The 19,856-nt window shown below is 58.5% G+C and carries 18 protein-coding genes and 1 pseudogene; 9 read left to right on the top strand and 10 right to left on the bottom strand.

The window, feature by feature from the left end; genetic code table 11:
* Positions 1 to 80: 80 nt before the first annotated feature.
* A complete protein-coding gene (locus QTL96_RS14115; RefSeq protein ID WP_113198990.1) occupies positions 81 to 560 on the top strand; it encodes a class I SAM-dependent methyltransferase in 480 nt (159 codons plus the stop codon).
* Here the strand turns inward: QTL96_RS14115 and QTL96_RS14110 are convergent, their stop codons facing one another.
* Both QTL96_RS14110 and QTL96_RS14105 read right to left on the bottom strand, forming a co-directional pair.
* Positions 561 to 1,439, bottom strand: coding sequence for an FkbM family methyltransferase (locus tag QTL96_RS14110; RefSeq protein ID WP_289728110.1), 879 nt, complete (start codon positions 1,437 to 1,439; stop codon positions 561 to 563).
* Positions 1,439 to 3,155, bottom strand: a pseudogene (locus QTL96_RS14105) (adenylate/guanylate cyclase domain-containing protein). Before QTL96_RS14105 ends, QTL96_RS14110 begins: the two are co-directional and overlap by 1 nt.
* 192 nt (positions 3,156 to 3,347) lie before the next feature.
* Between QTL96_RS14105 and QTL96_RS14100 the strand changes: the two are divergent.
* Together QTL96_RS14100 and QTL96_RS14095 are read left to right on the top strand one after the other, a co-directional pair.
* Complete coding sequence (locus QTL96_RS14100) at positions 3,348 to 4,436, top strand: glycosyltransferase family 4 protein (RefSeq protein WP_289728109.1); 1,089 nt, start codon at positions 3,348 to 3,350, stop codon at positions 4,434 to 4,436.
* Positions 4,433 to 5,185 carry a polysaccharide deacetylase family protein gene (locus tag QTL96_RS14095; protein WP_113198986.1) on the top strand — a complete coding sequence of 251 codons (753 nt, stop codon included), beginning with the start codon at positions 4,433 to 4,435 and terminating at the stop codon, positions 5,183 to 5,185. Before QTL96_RS14100 ends, QTL96_RS14095 begins: the two co-directional genes overlap by 4 nt.
* On the opposite strand, the gene QTL96_RS14090 is transcribed toward QTL96_RS14095, so the two are convergent.
* Positions 5,182 to 6,012 (bottom strand): MBL fold metallo-hydrolase, encoded by an 831-nt coding sequence (locus QTL96_RS14090; RefSeq protein WP_113198985.1) that lies wholly within the window; start codon positions 6,010 to 6,012, stop codon positions 5,182 to 5,184. The genes QTL96_RS14095 and QTL96_RS14090 overlap by 4 nt on opposite strands.
* Before the next feature lie 446 nt (positions 6,013 to 6,458).
* Here QTL96_RS14090 and QTL96_RS14085 point away from each other — a divergent pair, with 446 nt between their 5' ends.
* Entirely contained in the window at positions 6,459 to 8,051 is a 1,593-nt protein-coding gene (locus tag QTL96_RS14085) for an adenylate/guanylate cyclase domain-containing protein (protein ID WP_112972829.1), read from the top strand.
* A gap of 28 nt (positions 8,052 to 8,079) precedes the next feature.
* Here the strand turns inward: QTL96_RS14085 and glgX are convergent, their stop codons facing one another.
* The 5 genes from glgX to QTL96_RS14060 all read right to left on the bottom strand — a co-directional run bounded on the left by glgX (position 8,080) and on the right by QTL96_RS14060 (position 12,698).
* Entirely contained in the window at positions 8,080 to 10,170 is a 2,091-nt protein-coding gene (gene glgX, locus QTL96_RS14080) for a glycogen debranching protein GlgX (RefSeq protein ID WP_289728108.1), read from the bottom strand.
* 96 nt (positions 10,171 to 10,266) lie between these two features.
* Positions 10,267 to 11,061: an SDR family oxidoreductase gene (locus tag QTL96_RS14075; protein WP_289728107.1), complete on the bottom strand. Its 795-nt coding sequence runs from the start codon at positions 11,059 to 11,061 to the stop codon at positions 10,267 to 10,269.
* Positions 11,062 to 11,138: 77 nt separating this feature from the next.
* On the bottom strand, positions 11,139 to 11,870 hold the full coding sequence (locus tag QTL96_RS14070) for a glutathione S-transferase (RefSeq protein WP_289728106.1): 732 nt from the start codon (positions 11,868 to 11,870) through the stop codon (positions 11,139 to 11,141).
* 93 nt (positions 11,871 to 11,963) lie between these two features.
* Positions 11,964 to 12,137 (bottom strand): hypothetical protein, encoded by a 174-nt coding sequence (locus tag QTL96_RS14065; protein WP_289728105.1) that lies wholly within the window; start codon positions 12,135 to 12,137, stop codon positions 11,964 to 11,966.
* Between the two features lie 297 nt (positions 12,138 to 12,434).
* Positions 12,435 to 12,698 carry a DUF2934 domain-containing protein gene (locus tag QTL96_RS14060; RefSeq protein ID WP_112944071.1) on the bottom strand — a complete coding sequence of 88 codons (264 nt, stop codon included), beginning with the start codon at positions 12,696 to 12,698 and terminating at the stop codon, positions 12,435 to 12,437.
* A 299-nt stretch (positions 12,699 to 12,997) separates the two neighbouring features.
* Between QTL96_RS14060 and QTL96_RS14055 the strand changes: the two genes are divergently transcribed.
* The 3 genes from QTL96_RS14055 (at position 12,998) to QTL96_RS14045 (ending at position 16,545) form a co-directional block, all read left to right on the top strand.
* Positions 12,998 to 14,461 carry a phospholipase D-like domain-containing protein gene (locus QTL96_RS14055; protein ID WP_289728104.1) on the top strand — a complete coding sequence of 488 codons (1,464 nt, stop codon included), beginning with the start codon at positions 12,998 to 13,000 and terminating at the stop codon, positions 14,459 to 14,461.
* Positions 14,462 to 14,558: 97 nt separating this feature from the next.
* Positions 14,559 to 15,380, top strand: a complete 822-nt coding sequence (locus QTL96_RS14050; protein WP_112944150.1) for an endonuclease/exonuclease/phosphatase family protein — start codon at positions 14,559 to 14,561, stop codon at positions 15,378 to 15,380.
* 196 nt (positions 15,381 to 15,576) lie between these two features.
* Entirely contained in the window at positions 15,577 to 16,545 is a 969-nt protein-coding gene (locus QTL96_RS14045) for an alpha/beta hydrolase (RefSeq protein ID WP_289728162.1), read from the top strand.
* 102 nt (positions 16,546 to 16,647) lie between these two features.
* Here QTL96_RS14045 and QTL96_RS14040 read toward each other — a convergent pair whose 3' ends face one another.
* Positions 16,648 to 17,136: a sigma-70 family RNA polymerase sigma factor gene (locus tag QTL96_RS14040; protein ID WP_289728103.1), complete on the bottom strand. Its 489-nt coding sequence runs from the start codon at positions 17,134 to 17,136 to the stop codon at positions 16,648 to 16,650.
* Between the two features lie 273 nt (positions 17,137 to 17,409).
* Between QTL96_RS14040 and QTL96_RS14035 the strand changes: the two genes are divergently transcribed.
* Positions 17,410 to 17,799, top strand: coding sequence for a response regulator (locus tag QTL96_RS14035; protein WP_289728102.1), 390 nt, complete (start codon positions 17,410 to 17,412; stop codon positions 17,797 to 17,799).
* Between the two features lie 161 nt (positions 17,800 to 17,960).
* A complete protein-coding gene (locus tag QTL96_RS14030; protein WP_289728101.1) occupies positions 17,961 to 18,692 on the top strand; it encodes a Crp/Fnr family transcriptional regulator in 732 nt (243 codons plus the stop codon).
* Between the two features lie 259 nt (positions 18,693 to 18,951).
* Here QTL96_RS14030 and QTL96_RS14025 read toward each other — a convergent pair whose 3' ends face one another.
* A complete protein-coding gene (locus tag QTL96_RS14025) occupies positions 18,952 to 19,689 on the bottom strand; it encodes a Crp/Fnr family transcriptional regulator (RefSeq protein WP_289728100.1) in 738 nt (245 codons plus the stop codon).
* Between the last annotated feature and the right edge of the window lie 167 nt (positions 19,690 to 19,856).

The following is a 19,856-nucleotide window of genomic DNA, read 5'->3' as shown; positions in this document are numbered from 1 at the left end:
TCACGGCTGTCAGGCATCCATACCACAAGCGTGATGTCTTTTTATCCGCTTTCAAGAACGACGATCGGACACAGTTACAGATGAGCCGCCTCGACAGCTTCATTCGCCGTTTGACGGCCCAGCGTGATATTCTCAATGCAATCGTTGATTTGGTTCAAAAAATAGAGGGCCCGGTGCTCGAATTCGGGCTCGGCAATGGCCGGACCTACGATCATCTGCGAGAGCATTTTCCCGATCGCCGTATAGTCGCCTTCGATCGCGACGTGCGTTCTTATTCCTCCTCGACGCCGCCGGCCGAGAACATGGTAACCGGCGAGATCCGCGAATCGGGCCAGGCGTTCATCGGTATCGGTGCTGCACTCGCGCATGCCGATATCGGCACCGGTCATGATGAAATTGATGCGGTAACGCTGACGTGGCTGCCTCAACTGATGGTTGGCGTTTTGGCAAAGGGCGGGGTCGCCGTCAGCGGCTTGCCGATCGAACGGCCAGAGCTTGAGCCACTGCCGCTTCCATCAGGCATCAAGGAAGGCCGCTACTACCTGTACCGCCGCCGTTGATCAGGGTAGGAAAAGCACGTCGTACTGATCTATGTCGCCGGGCAGGTCGTTGACGGCCATTTCCTTCGCGCCCGTCTCGAAAAAGACGAGGCAGCGATCGTAAAAGCCGGCAAGCATGGCGATGAAAGCGCGGGTCTGCTCGGACCCGTAAAAACTGGGTGTGAATTCCATGTAAAGCGGTACGCGGCGCGACAGGAGCGGCCCCATGGATCGGCACGCGACAGGTTCATATCCTTCGATATCCATCCAGACCAGGCCGATATCGGCAGGGTCGATCGAAAAATCGTTCAAGATCTCCGTCACTGAGCGAACCGGCACGCTGATCTTGGTGTCACTCGGGCTTTGCCGGATCGCGCTGCTCTTGCCGTGATTGTTGGCGTTCATGAAGAAGTCGATCTCGCCAGAGATGTCGCCGGCTGCGCAATTAACGGCCGTCACCATGTGGTCGAGCCGATTTTGACGCAGGTTTTGTTGCAGGAGCGGAAAATTGCGCGGGTCCGGCTCGATCGTGACGATATGCCGATAGGCCCCCGCTAGCGCGAAATAGACGGTCTGGGTGCCGATATTGCCACCGATTTCGAGCAAGTAGCTGTCATCTTTCAAAATCGAGCGCTGCCGCAGGATATTCAGCAGTCGGTCAACGTGATCGCGCTCGAAATGGCCTTTGCGAAACACCTTGCGGCCAATGTAGTCTGAGGGAGAAAAGGTCATCAGGTGGTCGCCCGCGTCGACCGTCATGGAGACGACACGCGGCCCCATACTCTCGATGAGGATCCGGCGACCCCTACGCGTGTCAAAAAGCTTGCGCGCGATCGCGTTGCGCATCTTGCGCCAGCGTTTTGTCCAGTATTTGGCGGTTAGCCGCGATTGGGCGGGCATCAGGTCTGTCCTTCAAGCAGTTGGATCGCCTTGTCGCGTGCAATGACATAGACTTTCAAGGGCAGTGCGCGGCCTCTGACGCTGATTTCACGACTTTCTATGCCGCCCATGTCGGCACCGGCCAGCATTGCAACGGGCTCTGAGACGACAAGCGCAACCTCGAATTCCTTTGCTGCAGCCTCCAGGCGACTTGCGACGTTGACCATGTCGCCAATTGCCGTCGTGCTGCGAACGCGGCCAAAACCCAGCGTTCCCACCACTGCCGGGCCGGTATGGATACCGATGGCGATGCGCAGCGGCATCGACAGTTCGTCCGACAGCTCCTCGCTCAGCTTCTCAATGTCACGTGCAATCGAGGCTGCGGCCGACAGCGCCTGACGGCAGGCCTCCTCGGGCGTGGTTCCTATGCCGAAAAGTGCCATTGCGCCATCACCGATAAATTTATCGATACGGCCACCGGCCTTCTCAACCGCATTGCCGACCAAGGCGAAATAGCGGTTGAGCAAAAAGACAATATCGAAAGGCAGGCGATCTTCGGTTAGCGCGGTAAAGTCACGGATGTCGCAAAACAGAACGGCGATCTCTCGCTCGCGGCCGGGTGTCGTCTCTTGTGTGTTGGCGGGCAGGGCCGCTTCTGCCGCACGCAGCAACAGTGGAACCACCGTTACGTCTTGCGTCGGGCGCAACTGACAGGCAAGCCGGACATCGGGTGCAGCATTGATCCGCTTCAAGGTCGATTGCTCCATCCGATCGGGGGACGGGAGAGCGTCAAGATCGCTCAACACCTGCACGCGACACGTTGAGCACTGGCCCTTGCCCCCGCACACGGAATAATGAGGAATGCCGCCAAGCCTGCTTGCTTCAAGAACCGTGAAGCCGCGCGGAACACGCACCACTTCCCCGCCTTGATAGTGCACGGTGATCTGGTCGACGCGCTCCTTCCAGCGGCGACGCGTTCTGGCCGCGACGACGAGAAAAAGCGCTCCTGCAAAGGAGCCGTAAAGCCCGGTGCGGATCATCCTGACCTCAGCGATCGCCTGCGGGTCCTTCATGTAGCGGGAATTGAGGTTTGCCTCATAGCGACCGATGTCGGCTATCCCCTCATAGGCCGGCTCGGCAATGGTGCGCCCCATTTCGATAAAACCGAGAATGGCAAGAACCGGAACGAGAATGGCTACGACCAGCAGCGAGGCGGCGATGTCATTGTACCAGTTTCGATACCGCAGCCAGTAGTGGAGGCCGATGCAGCCGTGGAACCAGACGGCCACGAGGGCCACGACCTGACGCAAGCCATTGCCAGGCGCGGTGATCCACAGGGTGCGCATGATTGTTTCGTAATTGTCGCGATAGCCATATAAAGCGTGCACCACACGGGTGCCGATCACGTGATCGATCAACAGAATAGGAATTGCCAGGCCAAGAATGATCTGGGCGGCCTCACCCTTGGGCATGACGAGGCTACGGCGGATATAGATCGAGCGCAAGACCAGGGCGATATGAGTGAAGATCGCGCCGTAGAGCACCAGCGAGCCGACGGGATTTCGCCACAGTGCGGTGAAAAACCGTCTGCCGTCTTCCGCTGCAGAAACCGAAATGAGGCCGAGCGCGTGATTGGAAAAATGCAGGAAAGCAAAGGCGAACATGACAAGGCCGGAGCCGAGCCTGGCGCGCCTTCGAGCGTTCCGAAAAAATGCTGCTGCCTGCGACGCTCGCCATTCAATCCCGTTCTTGAAACCCAAATCACATTTGCATTAGTGATAGGGTAATTGAGGTTTTATTGCCGCCTTTCGACCGTCTGTGCACGTCACATGTTCGTCAGCAAGCCGTAAGGATGAAGACCATAGCAAACTTTCGCCCGGCGGGCACAGGGGCCGGTCTTGAACACTGCGTCTTAGAGTGCGTGACCAGATGCGCATAGCATTTTACGCACCGCTGAAGTCGCCCAACCATCCGGTGCCCTCGGGTGACCGGCTGATGGCGCGCCTGCTGATCCGCGCCTTGCAGATGGGCGGTCATACGGTCCAGGTCGCATCCGAATTCCGCAGCTTCGCATCGACGCCGGAAGCAGCGGCAAGGGTCGAAGGCGAGGCGGCCTTGGACCTGCAGCGGCTGCGGGCCGCGTGGTCGGGCGGAAACATGCCCGATCTGTGGTTCTGCTATCATCCCTATTACAAGTCGGTCGATCCGTTCGGGCCGGTGCTATGTGCGGAATTCGGCATACCCTTGATTACTGCTGAAGCATCCTACTCTCCCAAACGCGAGCAGACCGATTGGGCGCCGTACCAGGCGCGGATCGGCGCAATGGTTCGCGATGCCGCGGTCAATATCGGCTTCACGCGGCGAGACCGAGAGGGCCTTGAGCGGGCAATCCCCGAGGCGCACATCGCGGCACTCGCCCCTTTCATCGATACGGCGGCATTCGAAGGCCTCCAGCCAGTGCCGGAGCCCACACGGCTGATCACGGTCGCGATGATGCGTGCCGGCGACAAGATGCAGAGCTACGCGATGCTCGCCGAAGCGCTGGCCACGATAAGAGACAAACCTTGGACGCTCGCGATCGTGGGGGACGGTCCGATGCGTGGTGAGGTCGAACGCCTCTTCGCAACATTCGAGCCGGGGCGGATCGATTGGCTCGGAGAGCGTGGTGCTGACGATATCGTTGAGGACCTTGGAAGATCAGGCATCTACGTATGGCCCGGCTGCGGTGAAGCGTATGGGCTTGCCTATCTCGAGGCACAGGCGGCGGGCCTACCTGTGGTCGCGCAGAATACAGCTGGCGTTCCGGAAGTCGTCCAGCCTGGCTTGACCGGATTGCTGACGGCAGAGGGGGATATTGCCGCCTACGCTTCGGCGATCAGCGGATTGCTCGACGATGCCTCGAAACGCACCGATATGGCGAACGCGGCACGCCTCTTCGTCTTGGCCGAACGATCGCTTGCAATCGCGGCAAAGGCGATCAACTCCAATTTACGCAGATACATAGGAAAAGAACGATGATGGCTCACGACATCTGGGCGCCGTTGCGGGTGGAGCTCGAGCGTTGGCAAGCCGCCGGCAAGACCGCCAGCTTCTGGCTTCGCGACGATGATGCGATCGAGCCGACGCCGGCGCTGGAACAGCTGCTGAAGTTGACCAGCGGCGCCGACGTGCCGTTGACCCTCGCCGTCATCCCGGCTTCCACGGGCGAGCCGCTTACCGCGCGGTTGGCTGAGGAGCGGCATGTGCTGGTGGCCTTGCATGGATGGTCGCATACCAATCACGCAGGGCCTGACGAGAAGAAGCAGGAGCTTGGCGCCCATCGCGCGCCTGATATCGTCCTCGGCGAGTTGCGCGACGGATATGCCATTCTGCAACGGCTGTTCGGGTCGCAGTTCATCTCCATCCTGGTGCCGCCCTGGAACCGGATCAACAGTGCGCTCATTGGGGAGTTGCCGGCGTTTGGTCTTGAGGTCCTGTCCGTCTACGGAGCCGCCAAGGCGGGAAGCCCGATACGGCTGCTGAATACCCACGTCGACATCATGAACTGGCACGGCATCCGTGGCGGCAGGCCGCATGACGAGCTGGTAGCTGACGTGGTGAAGGAACTGCGGGCCCGCTTCGATGATGATGCGGAGCCGATCGGCATTCTCACGCACCATCTCGTGCATGATCAGACCGCCTGGGCGTTCCTCTCCGACCTTATGGCAGAGACGAGCGCCCATCCCGCCGTCGACTGGAAATCAGCGGCGGCTCTGGTCGAAGCCTAGAGATCCAGAACCTGGTTGTCGCGGGCGGCGAACGAGCTCGGGAAGGCGGCCTGCGCCTGCCTTTCCATATCTTCCAGTTGCGCATCTGTGCGCGAGGGCGCGTGGTGGAAAAGTGCGAACTGTTTGGTGCCGGCCATCTTCGCCAGTTCGATGCCGTGCTGCCACGTCGAGTGGCCGAAGCCCTTGAAGCGCTGCATTTCGTCTTCGTTATAAGTGCAGTCGTAGACAGCGAGATCGACGTCCCGCATCATTTCCAACGCGACGGGGTCGTGGCTGCCGGGCGTGTGCTCGATATCGTAGACCAGCGCGATGGAACGGCCCTGATACTCGACGCGATAGCCGATCGCGCCACCAGGGTGGTTCAGCATGAAGGTCTTGATACTGATGCCTGGATGCGGTTCCAGGATCTGCCCGGCGTGAAAATCGCGGAAGCTCATCGTTGCTTGGCAGATGTCGGTCTTCACAGGGAACCATGGCGGGCTGATGAATTGCTCGATCATTTCGCGCGTGGTCATCTTGCCATCGAGATGGCCGGACCAGATGCGCAGATCGATTGACGGATAGTAGATGGCCTTGAAGAACGGCAGCCCGATTATGTGGTCATAGTGACAGTGGCTGAAGAACAGGTCGACGTCGCGAACCTGCTCGTTGAGCATGCAAAGCCCCGCCTCGCGGGCGCCGGAGCCCGCGTCGAAGATCATACGGTGTTCGCCACAGCGAATTTCGATGCAGGAGGTGTTGCCACCATAGCGATCGAACTCAGGCCCGGAGACCGGGATACTGCCGCGCACGCCCCAGAACTTTACTTGAAAGAGATCTTTACTCATCGCTTTTTCAAAATGGTCCGACCCACCGCACTACCGTGATCATCATCTGAACCTGATGCCAAGCGTTGCATTTCCACAAGCCGTTTGTCTTACGTACCGCATCAACCTTATCAATCCAACCGGTCGAATATCTTAAGCAATCGGGTTTTGTCGCAGAAAGCAACAGCTTATGGTTTGATTTTCGTAAATTGCGATACGCTATCAGCCAGCTTGCGGCGCCGAATCCTGATTTTCCTTAAAAATATATGGGAATTCGCATACGGGAATGCAAATGGCGGGCGATCCCACTTAAGTCGAAGGTTTCGATGCCGTATCGCTCGACGCTGATCGGTCGCCGTGCGATTATCCAGTTCGTTGTCGCTTGATCGTTTAATGTCCCGCGACGGCATGTGCATGGCATTCGGTGGCGTCCGGTAGGATGATCCTTGTTAAAAACGAGGGGGTGCATGGCAGGCAACGCTGATCACGGTTCCATTGCGAGGAAGAACGGCTACTTCATCACGACTGTGGTGATCGCGATGCTCGCCGGGCTGCCGCTTGCCGTGTGGATGGATGTCAGCAACCTCTCGCAAAGTGCACTGAAGCGGCAGGCTCAAGACATGAGCTCGCTCATTACGAGCATTCGCTCCTATTATGCCACCAACGTGGTCGGCCGGATACTTGCGGCCCACGCTGCCGGAATGGATACCGGCACGCCGGTCACCCATGAATACGCGACCATTCCCGGTGCGATCCCCATACCCGCCACGCTTTCGCTCGAACTCGGGGACGTGATCAAGCAACAGCAGGCGAACATCACCTATCGCTTCGTTTCCGACCTGCCGTTTCAAAAACGGGCACCGCATGATCTCGACCACTTCGAGACCGCGTCGCTAGCCGCGCTGCGCGCCGATCCGAAGCAGACCTTGAGTGACATAAACCGGAGCGGGTTCACCAACACCTTCCGTCTGGTCACGCCGGTGCTCATGGCGCAGGCCTGCGTTGCCTGTCACAACACACACCCGCAGAGCCCGAAGACAGACTGGAAGATTGGAGACGTTCGCGGCATCCAGGAGATCATCATCCGGCAGCCCTTCGCCGGCAACGTCTTTGCCTTCAAGTACCTTCTATTTTACTTTCTTTGCTCAGCCGTGCTCGGCATGGCATTGATTTTTCTCCAACAACGGCAAGCGGCGTTGATACAGGGGTTCAATCGTGACCTGGAATCCACCAACGAGTTTCTGGCAAGCATATCGCTTAAGATTTCTCGATATCTGTCGCCTCAGATCTACAAGGGGATCTTCAGCGGTCAGAAGGACGTCGTGGTTCATACCGAACGCAAGCGGCTGACGATCTTTTTCTCCGACATCAAGGATTTCACGGCAACGACCGAACGCCTGCAGCCGGAGGCGTTGACGGAAATGCTCAACGAATACCTGACGGAGATGTCAGCGATCGCACTCAAGCATGGCGGCACGCTCGACAAGTTCATCGGAGACGCCGTGCTGGTCTTCTTCGGCGATCCCGAGACGAATGGGGCGGCAGAAGATGCCAAAGCCTGTCTGAAGATGGCGATTGACATGCAGCACCGGCTTGGCGAGCTGAAAGCGAAATGGCGCGGCGAGGGCACGGAAGAGCCGTTCGTCGTCCGCATGGGGATCAATAGTGGCTACTGCAATGTTGGCAATTTCGGCAGCAATGACCGGATGGATTACACGATTATTGGCGCCGAGGCCAATCTGGCCGCCCGCCTGCAATCGATCGCCGAGGGCGGCAAGATCGTCATCAGCTACGAGACATACGCGCTGGTGAAGGATATGGTCGATGCCACGCCGTTGCCGCCGATCACCATGAAGGGGATCCAGCGGGAAATCGTGCCCTATGCCGTCAATGGCCTGATTCTGGGCGAGGATCAGGCGATCCGCGTCATGAGCGAGCATTTTTCGGGGCTCGATCTGCACCTGGATCTTGGTCAGTTGGACCCCAAGGAGCGCGACCGGGTGCGCGCAGCACTGGCCGAGGCAATGGCCGCGCTCGACGAGCGTGACGTGCAGCCATAAGCCACGGGGGCTCGCTCCTTGCTTTCGTCTAGCCGCCCCTTGGAATGAACGCGGCTACGCTTTCGCGCTCAACCGTCAGCGGTTCATCAACATCCAGTCTGGTGAAGGGGTCGTCCACACCGGTGGAAAGCACACGGCTCCACTCGTTGATCTCGTTGACCTGAGGCAGACGGATCTCGCAATCTCCGCCGGCGTTGAGTACCATGAACAGACCTGCACGCTTGTCGACGTCAGGCGTGTTGGCGCTATAGGAAATATAAACGCTGAGCAGACGAAGCTCCGGATCGTTCCAGTCCTCTTCGCCCATCTGTTGTCCATCAGGGCGATACCAGGCGATTTCGGTGCGCCCGTCCTCGCCGACTGCGCCGGTCAAGAAGCGTTCCTGGCGAAGCTCGGGGTGATCTTTGCGCAAAGCGATCATCTTCTGGCAGAAGGTCAGGAAGGGATCGTCAAGGCCGGACCAATCGACCCAGCCGGTTTCGTTGTCCTGACAATAGGTGTTGTTGTTTCCGCCCTGGCTATTTCCGACTTCGTCGCCCGCCACGATCATCGGCACGCCTTGGCTGAGAAGCAGGGTCGCCATCATGTTACGACGGCGGCGAGAGCGAGCTTCGCGGATGCCGTTGTCGTCGGTCGCGCCCTCTGCCCCCATGTTGTCGGAGTGATTGTCGGAATGGCCGTCCCGATTGTCTTCGCCGTTCGCATCGTTATGCTTTTCGTTGAACGAGACTGTGTCCATCAGCGTGAAGCCGTCATGGGCGGACAGAAGGTTGACCGACGATGTCGAAGCGCGGTCGGAGTGATTGAACTGCAACTGCGAGCCGGTGAGCCGTGCTGCCATGTCGGGCGCCATGCTGCCGTCGCCTTTCCAAAAACGCCTGGTGTCGTCGCGGAACTTGTCGTTCCATTCCCGGAAGGGATGTGGAAAGCCACCGACCTGGTAGCCGCCTTCACCGACATCCCAGGGTTCGGCGATGAGTTTCACGCCCGAAAGGATCGGGTCCTGACGGATCGCGCTGAAGAAGATGCCCTGGCGGTCGAAGTCGAGGTCCTGGCGCCCCAACGTGCTGGCGAGGTCAAAACGGAAGCCATCGACGTGCATCACGCCGACCCAGTAACGCAGGCTGTCGAGCACCATCCGCATGACCATGGGGTGCGCAACGTTCAGCGTGTTGCCGGTCCCTGTCGTGTCATAGGTGTGGCGCGGATCATCAGGCGAGAGGATGTAGTAGCTGGCATTGTCGAGCCCACGAAAAGAGAGCGTCGGCCCGCGTTCGCTGCCTTCGGCGGTGTGGTTATAGACCACATCCATGATGACCTCGATGCCGGCGGCGTGGAACGCCTTCACCATCGTCTTGAACTCGGTGATCCTGCTTCCCGACAAGTATCGCGGCTGCGGCGCGAAGAAGCCCAGCGTTTGATAACCCCAGTAGTTGGTAAGGCCTTTCTCGAGGAGATAGCGGTCGTTTGGAAAATGCTGGATCGGCAGCAGCTCGATTGCTGAGATTCCGAGTTTGGTCAGGTGATCGATGATCGGCTCGCTGCACATGCCGAGAAACGTGCCACGCAGCTCATCGGGCACATCGGGGTGCGTCATCGTCATCCCGCGCACATGCGCCTCATAGATGATCGTATCCGTCCAGGTACGGCGGATCGCCTGGTCGCCGTCCCAGTCGAAATCCGGGTCCTGCACGATGCCCTTGACCATATAGGGAGCGCTGTCGCGGTCGTCGAAGGAGAGGTCGTCATCCTTGGCGCCGATCGTGTAGCCGTAGAGTGCGTCGTCCCACTTGAGTTCGCCAAGAACCTGCTTGGCATAGGGGTCGAGCAGCAGCTTATTCGGGTTGAACCGATGACCGGCCTGCGGATCGTAAGGGCCGTGGGCGCGATAGCCGTAAACGGTACCTGGGCCGACACCTGCGATGTAGCCGGACCAGATGTCGCCCTCGCGTTTGGGAAGTGCCATGCGCGCGACCTCCTCCTTGCCATCGGGCGAGAAGAGGCAGAGCTCCATCTGTTCGGCATGGGCGGAAAACACCGCGAAATGCGTTCCCTGGCCGGTATATTCAGCGCCGAGTTCAGGCTTGAGAAAGTCGAGTTCTGAAAACGAAAAGCTCATGGAACGCCCCGCTTGGTTGTTAGCCTGCAGGAAACGTTGTTGCGCTGCAAAAGTTCCTTGGATCGACGTCAGGCCTATCGAATTGCCCACTGCCAGTCAGGGCATGAGCTGTCCGCCGTTTACCTCGATGATCTGGCCGGTGACGTAGCCGGATAGCGTCGGCGATGCGAGAAACAGATAAGCACCGATGCAATCCTCCGGCGTGCCGACGAAACCCATCGGAATCGACTTGCGCTGCATCTCCATCTGGTCGTCGTTGGTATAGCGCTCGTGGAACGGCGTAGCGATCACTCCTGGTGCCACCGCGTTGACGCGAATGCGGTCGGGCACGAACTCCTTCGCATGGCCCCGGGTGATAGTGGAGACGAAGCCCTTGGCTGCGGCGTAAAGAATGGCGCCGCCACCACCGCCGTTTCGGGCTGCTATCGATGTGGTGTTGATGATGAACCCGCCCTGTTTTTTCAACCAGGGATGGGCCGCGCGGGTGGCAGCCAGCACGGAGCGCGCGTTGAGGTCCATCACCTTCTCGTAATGCTCGTCGGTGAACTCTGCCGTCGGCTTGCGGCCCAGCATGCCCCCAGCGTTGTTTACCAAGCCGTCGAGATGGCCAAATGTCTTGGCGGTTTCTTCGACAACGCGCTCGGTCTCACCCTCTTTGGACACGTCGCCATGGACGAGATGAACGTGACCGCCCGCCGCCTTGATCTCGTCGGCCAGCGCCTGCGCCTGCTCGCGGCTCGAATTGTAGTGAATGCCGACTTTCATCTGCTGGGCGGCGAACGCCCTGGCGAGTGCGGCGCCAATTCCGGTCGAGGCGCCGGTGATCAGAACTGCCTTGCCGCTCAGATCGGGAATTTTGATTGCCGCAAGCGATTGCGCAAGATGTACCATGAAAAAGATCTCCCAGTTTTATCGAAAGGCCGACGCGAGCCTGGCCAAGATGATGGATCGCTGGATTAGATTGGAGATCAGTTGCCCGCGTCAAGCTCCGGGTAGTGGCGGAATATGCCGTCTTCGTTGAAAGGGAGCCGGCGAGGGGAGGCGAGATAGGCGGCGATCCGGGGGCGCTCGCGCACCACCGCACGGAGATCGGCCAAGGCGGGGTAACGGTCCTGATATCCCTTCATGGCATTGGGGAATGCATAGCTGAGCCCCTCGGTCACCTGGAACAGCGATAGATCGACATAGGAAAGCTGCGAGCCGACGATGTGCTGCGAGCCGCTCGGGTTCTGGTGCAGCGTTCGCTCGAAATAACCGAGGTACTTCGGGATGCGCTCATTGATGAACGCCACCGATCGCGCCTTCGCTTCAGCCTTCTGATCCTCGTAATAGAGTCCAGTCGAGATTGGATGGTGAGTGTCGTGCACCTCGCAGACAAAGTCGGTAATTGTCAGTTGGAGGCCGTTTGCGACATACCTCAGCGTCTCGTTCGATTGAGCAAGCCCTAGCTTGGGGCCAAGATAAAAGAGGATGTTGGCGACGTGCGAAACAAGGATGTCTCCATCCTTTAGAAAAGGCGGAGCAAATGCGGTCGCAGAATTCAGCCCCTGATCAAGGATTTCGAGCATCGCATCTGTGCCCATCCCCGGCTGCTCGTGTCTCACGACATCGACGTAATCCGCGCCCGCTTCCTCCAGCGCGAGGCGCACGAACTCGCCCCGCCCCTGAATGCCGTTCCAATAGTATAATTGATAAGCCATCGGAGCCCTCCTGAGGGCGCCTGATTGCTGGATCGTCGTCCAGACGCCGCCTTTTAAAATGATTGGATCAAGACGGGCCGACCGCCGACAGCTTTACTTGCGGCCATACCAGCGTGAAAGGGCCGCGATACGCTCAACCGCCGATCGACGCATCGAAAAAACAGCCGGCTTTTCTCCAAAGAAGAAGCCAACTAGATTGTCGACGACGACGACAAGAAGCATGGCGAGCGCTAGATAGGCGGTTGCAGCAAGGACCAGGGTCGGCATTGTATCTCACACCGGAGCGATGAACATGTAGCAACCTGCTACAATGAGGGAAACGAGAATGACGTCGAAATAGCTGCGGTTCATGACTGTTCTCCCAGTTTTGCAGGAGAACCGTCGAAGGTCACTTTTGTTCCATTGGGAACCGCTGCCGTCACGCTTTTAAGCGGGGTTCGCATTGCGCTGCGACTGAAGATCTTTCTGGCATTAGTTCAGTACGACTGAATTAATGCAAAGATATGACTGAAATAAAAACAGGGCGCCTTATCGGCGCCCTTTGTAAACAATTACTCGCCCTGATCAGGCAGGCTTTCGCGCGGTAGACTTCTTGGGGGCGGTTTTGGCCGCGGCCTTGGCAGCACCGCTTACCTTAATCTCCGCAGGCGCCCGTTTCGGCTTACTCTTGACTTCTCGGCCATCGGAAGACGCAGCCGTTCCTTCAAGCGCGGCACGCTCCTTCATAGCCTGTTCCCAATGTGCATGTTCACGCCCGGTAGGGCGGCCTTCCTCTTCCCAAAGCGCATAGGCGCGCTTTTGAACCCACTCTATCTGAGTTTCCGTCATCGCCGATCTCCACTGCACGGATGCCATCGTTCAAACGCGATACTGTTTGAAGAGTTCCAGACGAATCGGATTGTTTCAAGTGATTTCTGACACACTGCAAAAATATATGCGGCATTGCAGCACGATACCTAACCAAAGCGATGCCTCTGCTCCAGATCCGCGCATATCTGCTAGCAGCGTATCACTCTCCGTTCATCAGACCGCGTCTACGATCCGCACGAATGTCCATTGCGTCTAGGCGAAATACGTAGGCTTAGGTGTGATTGAACAGTCTGAAATTGCCGCTATAACTCAGCGGCATGTTTTATCTCATATCGACCTATTGGCCGCATATCCTGTTCGTGATTTCGTTGCTCATGGGGGCTGCCGCGGCGATCCACGCGACCATGACGAAGGAAGAGGTGCGCGCTGCCATCGGCTGGGTTGGCGTGATTGTCCTGTCCCCCATTGTTGGCGCCGTACTCTACGCGATTGCCGGCATCAACCGTATCCGGCGCGCCTCCTTGAGCCTACGCCGCGACGCGTTGATGCCGCAGGCCGATCTCGATGAATTGGAAACCTTCGACGCTGAAGCCGAGATTGTCATCAGCGGTTTCGGGCGCCGTTTCGCCGCCTTGCAGACGCTTGGCGACCGTGTGGCCCGCAGCCCGATTTCGACCGGCAACACGATCGACATGCTTGAAACTGGCGACGACTGCTACGCCGCGATGAAGACAGCGATCGACAGCGCCGAGCGAAGCGTTCTTCTCGAAACCTATATTTTCGACCGTGATCCGATCGGTCTGAGGATCGCAGATGCGCTGATCGCTGCGACAAAGCGTGGCGTTGAGGTCCGTGTGCTGATCGACGCCGTAGGCGCCCGTTACTCGGTGCCAAGCATTCTCGGCTACCTGGAAGACGGAGGTGTTTCCGTCTCGGTCTTCAACGGCAACGTCATCATCGGTCTGCGCTTGCCCTACGCTAACCTCAGAACCCACAGAAAGATGGTTGTCGTCGATGGGCGGGTGGCGCTGACTGGTGGCATGAACATACGGGCTGGTTTCACCCGCGAATTTGCGGGGGAAGATTTCGCGCGCGACACGCATTTCATGGTCACCGGGCCCGTTGTCGCAGATCTCTTCGATATTGCCGCCGAAGACTGGCGCTTTACGACGGGCGAGGAGCTGACCGGCGACGAGTGGCGTATCGCACCACCCGAGCGGGAGCCGGGCGATCCTGTCTTCATGCGCGTGGTCGCGTCAGGACCAGACAGGCGGGTGGAGACAAACCACAAGATGTTGATGGGCGCTTTTTCCGTCGCCCGAACCTCGATCAAGATCATGTCACCTTACTTTCTGCCGGACAGGGAACTGATCAGCGCGCTGGCAACGGCGGCGCGCCGGGGTGTCGAGGTCGACATTGTGGTTCCGGCGTCCAACAATCTCGTGCTTGTCGACCGGGCGATGACGGCGCAGTTCGATCAGATCGTCAGCAATTACTGCCGTATCTGGCGCGCGAGCGGGGCATTCAGCCATTCGAAGCTGCTATCGATCGATGGCGTCTGGTCTTATGTCGGCTCGTCCAATCTTGATCCACGCTCGCTACGGCTTAATTTCGAGATCGATCTCGAAGTGTTGAACGAAGGTTTCGCCGATGAGATCGAGGAACATATCGACGAGGCGATCCGCTCTGCAACGCCGGTCACGTTGCAGGGGTTGCGGTCCGCACCGTTCGCGGTGCGCCTTTTAAACAAGGTACTGTGGCTTGGTTCGCCGTACCTCTGAGCGATTTTTTTGCGCGCTTCAACATGGCAAGTTCAATTGGAACGCCTATACTGAAGCCAAGGAAACCAATGCCTTCATGGAGCACCGGAACACAGCGATGCATGCCAGGAACAACAATCTGCCAGCAAGCATTCTTGCCTCCATCCGAAACCACAGGAAGCGCGTAGAAGTGGCGCATGTCAGTCCGATGGTCCGCCCGGAAGGTACGCTGATTGCTTCTTACAACGTGCATAAATGTGTTGGAAACGACAGGCGGTTCGACCCGGAGCGTACGAGCCGCGTCATCCACGAGATCGACGCCGATGTCATTGCGCTTCAGGAAGCAGATACCCGATTTGGGGAGCGAACGGGCATTCTTGATTTGCCGAGGCTGGAAAGGGAGAGCGGCTTGGTGCCGGTGCCAATCAGCGGCGTCAACAAGGCGCATGGCTGGCACGGCAACGTGGTGCTCTTCAAGAAGGGTCTGGTCCGAGACGTCCACCAGATCAAGCTTCCGGGCTTGGAACCACGCGGCGCGCTTGTTGCGGAACTCGATTTGGAACGGGGCGGCGCACTTCGCATCATCGCCGCGCATTTCGGCCTGCTCAGGCATTCGAGGGCACAACAGGCCAAAGTGCTGCTCGAATTGATGGCGGACAAGTCCGACATGCCGACCATCCTGCTTGGCGATCTCAACGAATGGCGGCTCGGGGATCGCTCGTCGCTTCATTCGTTTCAGTCGATCTTCGGTCCCCAGCCGCTGGCCGTGCCGAGCTTTCCGGCCCGCCTGCCTGTACTGGCGCTCGATCGCATCATAGCAAATCGCAAAGGCGTGCTGTCCACCGTCGAGGCGCATGATACGCCATTGTCGCGCATCGCCTCTGATCATCTGCCGATCAAGGCGCTGGTCAATTTACACGAAGACGCCGGTTCTGCCTGATACCGGCAGTCACGAAGGCGCACCAGTTTACCATAGGTGCCTCGTGCGTCTTGACACAGCTTTCAGTCGTGAGAGGGTCGCGCGGACCGGCATGGGGCCGTCACGAAGAGGTCGAGCAATGGGAAGCCAACGCCAGCATGCAGATGCGCTCAGCCGGGCGATAGCGACGGCGCTGCGTACCGCTTCGATCGGCACAATGCTCTTGCTCATCGCGGCGCCGTCGGCTGGCGCTGAGGATCGCGTGCAGACGCAGGCGTCGATGGCGCAGGTGGCGAAGCTTTTGGACACAATGAGCGAGCAGTTCGCCAAGGCCAATACGCTTTTAGAGCGCCGCGACGCCTTCGAGCAGCTGATGCAGAAGACGCCGGGACCATCACGTGTGCAGATCCGGGAAGTTGATGCGGGCGGCGTTGACGCAGAGCTGATATGGCCCGCGCGTCTTCACTATACGCTCGGCAAACGCGCTATCCTCTATGTTCATGGTGGTGGCTTCTACAGCGGGTCGCTGGACACCCATCGTGCGTCGGCTGCCTCCTTTGCAAAGGCGGCGTCGGCGGATGTTCTGCTGATCGATTACCGCCTGGCGCCTGAGTACCCCTATCCCTCGCAAATCGACGACACCTTGACCGCCTACCTTTGGCTGCTCGATGCGGGGTATGAGAGCAGCAACATCATTATGCTTGGCGATGCCGTCGGAGGCAATCTTGCGATCGAAGCGGTGTTACGGCAGATCAAGTTGAAGGGGCCGTCGCCGGCTGCCGTCATCACGATCAGCGCCGTGACCGATCTTGCCGCGACGGGCGCATCGATCAGGACCAATGCAGCCAATGATCCCTTCGGCAATGCATTGCAGCTCGACGCAGCGCGAAAGGCCTATCTCGCAGATCGCTCGCCGACGGATCCGCGCGTGTCGCCGCTTTATGCCGACATGAAGGGTTTTCCGCCATTATTGATGCAGGTCGGCTCGAGAGAAATTTCGCTCGACGACACGCTGCGCCTCGCCGACAGGGCCAGACAGGCGGGTGTCGATGTGACGACCGAGGTGCTGCCCGGTATGGTGCATCAATGGCATCTCTTTCCCTTCTGGCTGGATGACGCACGCAAGTCCAACCAACGCGCGGCCGAGTTTGCGCTACAGCATTTCGCTGACAAGCCGCGCGAGTAATGAGAAGGCGTGCATCGACCGACGCTGAGGCGCCATTGCCCCAATGTCGGCTGATGTTGGTGGAGACGCTTACCTTGGTGAAGAGGCTTACCTTGGTAAAGACTAGGCGATAGTCCCGCCGCACTCGTCAGCGATACGCTGGCGGGCGCGATTGACGCGGCTTTTAACTGTTCCGGGCGCACAGTGGAAATACGCGGCCGCTTCCTCATAACTGCGGCCATCGATGAAGACGAATTCAAAGGCGGACCTGAAGGGTTCCTTCAGACTGCCGCAGGCCCGCTCCAGTTCATGGCCGCGTATTCGCCACTCCTGCTCGGCGGCGGCGCTTCTAGTATCTGATACGCATTCGTCCAAGCCCACCATCTCGCGCTTGCCGATGCGAAAACGGGAGCAAAACAGGTTTCTCATTATTGTAAAAAGCCAGGATTTGAGGTTGGAGCCGGGGCAAAAACTATCGATATTGCCGAGAGCTCTTGTCAGCGTCTCCTGGACGAGGTCGTCAACGTCGCTCGGGCTGCGGTAAAATGTCCTCGCAAAGGAATTCAAAGCGGGAATGAGGTCGACCACGTCCTCTTCGAAGGAATTTGTCATCTGTCGAGAAATCATAACGCGTCATTCAGTCAGAGGAAGCGAGCGCGCCTTGCTTTGTTCCTTATGACCGTCCCTGTGTACGGTTTCGACAAATGCGGGCGAGTGGCAGCGTGAACGTCTGTCCGAGCCGAGCACCACGTGACAAGCAGCCCCGACGATCAAAGCCTGGAAATAGAGTTCTGACAGATAGCTTCCGACAATAGACATTGTGCGAAAGCGTACGCTCAGGCCCGTAGCAATTGCAACGCGCTGCGCGCGCCACATGTCATCTGGATGAACGCGAAGCAAGAAAAGACCGCGTTGATTGTCGAGGACGAGCTTCTAATCGTGCTTGAACTTGAAGAAACGCTACAGGAGCTCGGATATGACAAGGTTGTGACCTTTTCCAAGGTCGATGCAGCCATGGCCTGGCTTCAAAAAGCGGTGCCCGATATTGCGATCACCGATTACCACCTCAGGAACGAGGTCGCTGATGAGCTCATCCGGGCTCTTGCAGCATCGACAGTGCCGACCGTGGTCTACTCCGGTCGATCGCTGGATATTGAGGCCGACAGTGACGTTCTCAAGGCTTGTGAATGGCTGATGAAGCCAGCGGACGAACGAATGCTTGCAGCCGCAATTGCGCGTGCCTGCAGGCTTGGCGAGGTTGCGACCATTCCCTAACCAAGCTTTTCCTCAGTGCCACGCGGATCCCACCGGACGCATAAGCCCGCTGGTTGTTCGGGAACTTTGGCTGGCGCTAGCGGTTGAACTAGGTCCGAGTGGTTGACCTGGTCAAAGAGCGCGGTGAAGAGCTCAGGAAAAGGATACGCGAAGGAGCCGGCATGTCATTCATGACGATCGACCGCTTGAAGGTGACCAATCACCTTCTCAAGCAGCTTCCCGAAGCGGCTTATGGAGCCCTGGAGCCGCATATGGAGCGGGTAGTGCTGCCTGTACGCGAATTCCTGGTCGTACCAAACCGCAGGACCGAATTCGTCTATTTTGTCGAATCGGGGATAGCATCGGTCGTGACCGTCAGTGCAAACGGGCAAAGCGTCGAGGTCGGACATCTCGGACGCGAGGCGATGGCGGGGGGGCATGTGATCCTCAAAGCGGACCGCACACCGACCAGCACCTACATGCAGGTTCGAGGAGAGGGGATCAGGGTTCCAGTTACGGCGTTCACCAAGGCGTTGACTGCTAGTGATGAAGCACAGGCTCTCTTCTTGCGTTTCATGCAATATCTGTCGATCCAGGTCGCTCAATCCGCGCTTGCGAACGCTCGTTACGACGTGCCGGCGCGGTTGGCTCGCTGGCTTCTCATGTCGCATGACCGGATTGATTCCGACGACCTTCCGCTGACCCACGAGTTTCTGGCGTTGATGCTTGGTGTCAGGCGTTCCGGGGTCACCGACCAACTCCACATCGCGGAAGGGATTGGCGCGATCAAGGCGACACGCGGTAACATCCGAATCCGTGATCGTGGCAAGTTGCTGGAGATCGCCGGAGATTGCTATGGTTTGCCGGAGCGCGAGTACGCGCGCCTTGTGGCGCTCGACGAGCCGGTTATATAAGCAAACCTGATCGGACAACCGATGCCAATCTACTATTTTCACCTCGTTGGCAAAGATAGGGCTGGAAACGAGACCAGGGTCGAGGATCCGGAGGGAACGAACTGCGCCGATCTTTCAGGCGTAAGGGAGGAGGCGGTCGCCAATGCCCGGGAGCTGATGGCAAATGCGATCAGGCAGGGGCGCGATATCTCGTCAAGATCGATCGAGGTCCGTGATACCGACTGTCACATCGTGCTGACGTTGCCTTTTCACCAAGCGATCAGCGGGAGCGGCTGACGCCGTTTAGTGGCTTTCGAAACAAATCCTCGTAGATAAGCTCAGGCATGCCATAGCTACCGGCGGCAATCGCCTCGAGCTTCGCCCTGTCTAGAATGCGCACATTCCCGCGGGTCGCCCTGATTGCATGTATTCCCTCGAGAACATGCAGTTCATTGGTAATCCCGGAACGGCGCACCCCCAGCATAAGTGCCAGAAATTCGTGGGTCAGCGGTAGGTCGTCGCGCAGCAGCCTGTCGTGTACCATAAGCAGCCACCGCGACAGCCTCTCGTTGATGCTGTAGCGCGCATTGGCCAAGGCGGAATTGGCGAGTTGGAGGGCGGCGTAGTGGTTGTAGCGCAGAAGCAGTTCGAGAAGCAGCGCATCGCTATCCGCCAGCTCCCGCAGACAGTCGATTGGTAAAGCGTATCCGTGTCCGGCGACCTGCACGAAGGTGCGGTTTGGCGTCGTGTCGGTCCCCAGCACGGTATGGGCTGCCGACATGCCTTCAAAGCCGATATGCCCGACTTCGACGCTCTCGCCATCCGCACTCATGGCAATCATCGATGCTAGGCCGCTTTCGATGAAGTAAGCATGCAGCGGCCGCTCGTTTGTCTGTACGAGGACTTTCCTCGATGACAGTTCAACCTGCCTGAGATGCGGCATCAGGGCGGACAGACTGTTTTCAGGAAGGGCGCATAAGATCCTGTTCCTGATGTCCGTCATTTCAAAGCCTGCCATTGCGATCCCCGAGTCGCCGATCCGCCGGCCCCGGCCACGACAATATGCAAGAAAGGCGTGCCTGTTCCATAGGGCGAGCGCGTCTGTGCGGTTTCGACAATTGAGGGACGGGAGCTGCTAAGCCATTGCTTCTACGTAATTTGCTCTGTCACATCGACAATAGGTGA

The organism is Rhizobium sp. S163 (genome assembly GCF_030380805.1).
Classification (GTDB): domain Bacteria; phylum Pseudomonadota; class Alphaproteobacteria; order Rhizobiales; family Rhizobiaceae; genus Rhizobium.
Note: the sequence above shows the minus strand (reverse complement) of the source record. Positions and strands in the feature narration are given on the sequence as shown.

Excerpts from the sequence above, each read along its gene's own strand:
- QTL96_RS14115 (WP_113198990.1), top strand. The coding sequence starts at position 81 with ATGAGCCGCCTCGACAGCTTCATTCGCCGTTTGACGGCCCAGCGTGAT.
- QTL96_RS14110 (WP_289728110.1), bottom strand. The coding sequence starts at position 1,439 with ATGCCCGCCCAATCGCGGCTAACCGCCAAATACTGGACAAAACGCTGG.
- QTL96_RS14100 (WP_289728109.1), top strand. The coding sequence starts at position 3,348 with ATGCGCATAGCATTTTACGCACCGCTGAAGTCGCCCAACCATCCGGTG.
- QTL96_RS14095 (WP_113198986.1), top strand. The coding sequence starts at position 4,433 with ATGATGGCTCACGACATCTGGGCGCCGTTGCGGGTGGAGCTCGAGCGT.
- QTL96_RS14090 (WP_113198985.1), bottom strand. The coding sequence starts at position 6,012 with ATGAGTAAAGATCTCTTTCAAGTAAAGTTCTGGGGCGTGCGCGGCAGT.
- QTL96_RS14085 (WP_112972829.1), top strand. The coding sequence starts at position 6,459 with ATGGCAGGCAACGCTGATCACGGTTCCATTGCGAGGAAGAACGGCTAC.
- glgX (WP_289728108.1), bottom strand. The coding sequence starts at position 10,170 with ATGAGCTTTTCGTTTTCAGAACTCGACTTTCTCAAGCCTGAACTCGGC.
- QTL96_RS14075 (WP_289728107.1), bottom strand. The coding sequence starts at position 11,061 with ATGGTACATCTTGCGCAATCGCTTGCGGCAATCAAAATTCCCGATCTG.
- QTL96_RS14070 (WP_289728106.1), bottom strand. The coding sequence starts at position 11,870 with ATGGCTTATCAATTATACTATTGGAACGGCATTCAGGGGCGGGGCGAG.
- QTL96_RS14065 (WP_289728105.1), bottom strand. The coding sequence starts at position 12,137 with ATGCCGACCCTGGTCCTTGCTGCAACCGCCTATCTAGCGCTCGCCATG.
- QTL96_RS14060 (WP_112944071.1), bottom strand. The coding sequence starts at position 12,698 with ATGACGGAAACTCAGATAGAGTGGGTTCAAAAGCGCGCCTATGCGCTT.
- QTL96_RS14055 (WP_289728104.1), top strand. The coding sequence starts at position 12,998 with ATGTTTTATCTCATATCGACCTATTGGCCGCATATCCTGTTCGTGATT.
- QTL96_RS14050 (WP_112944150.1), top strand. The coding sequence starts at position 14,559 with ATGCATGCCAGGAACAACAATCTGCCAGCAAGCATTCTTGCCTCCATC.
- QTL96_RS14045 (WP_289728162.1), top strand. The coding sequence starts at position 15,577 with ATGCTCTTGCTCATCGCGGCGCCGTCGGCTGGCGCTGAGGATCGCGTG.
- QTL96_RS14040 (WP_289728103.1), bottom strand. The coding sequence starts at position 17,136 with ATGACAAATTCCTTCGAAGAGGACGTGGTCGACCTCATTCCCGCTTTG.
- QTL96_RS14035 (WP_289728102.1), top strand. The coding sequence starts at position 17,410 with ATGAACGCGAAGCAAGAAAAGACCGCGTTGATTGTCGAGGACGAGCTT.
- QTL96_RS14030 (WP_289728101.1), top strand. The coding sequence starts at position 17,961 with ATGTCATTCATGACGATCGACCGCTTGAAGGTGACCAATCACCTTCTC.
- QTL96_RS14025 (WP_289728100.1), bottom strand. The coding sequence starts at position 19,689 with ATGGCAGGCTTTGAAATGACGGACATCAGGAACAGGATCTTATGCGCC.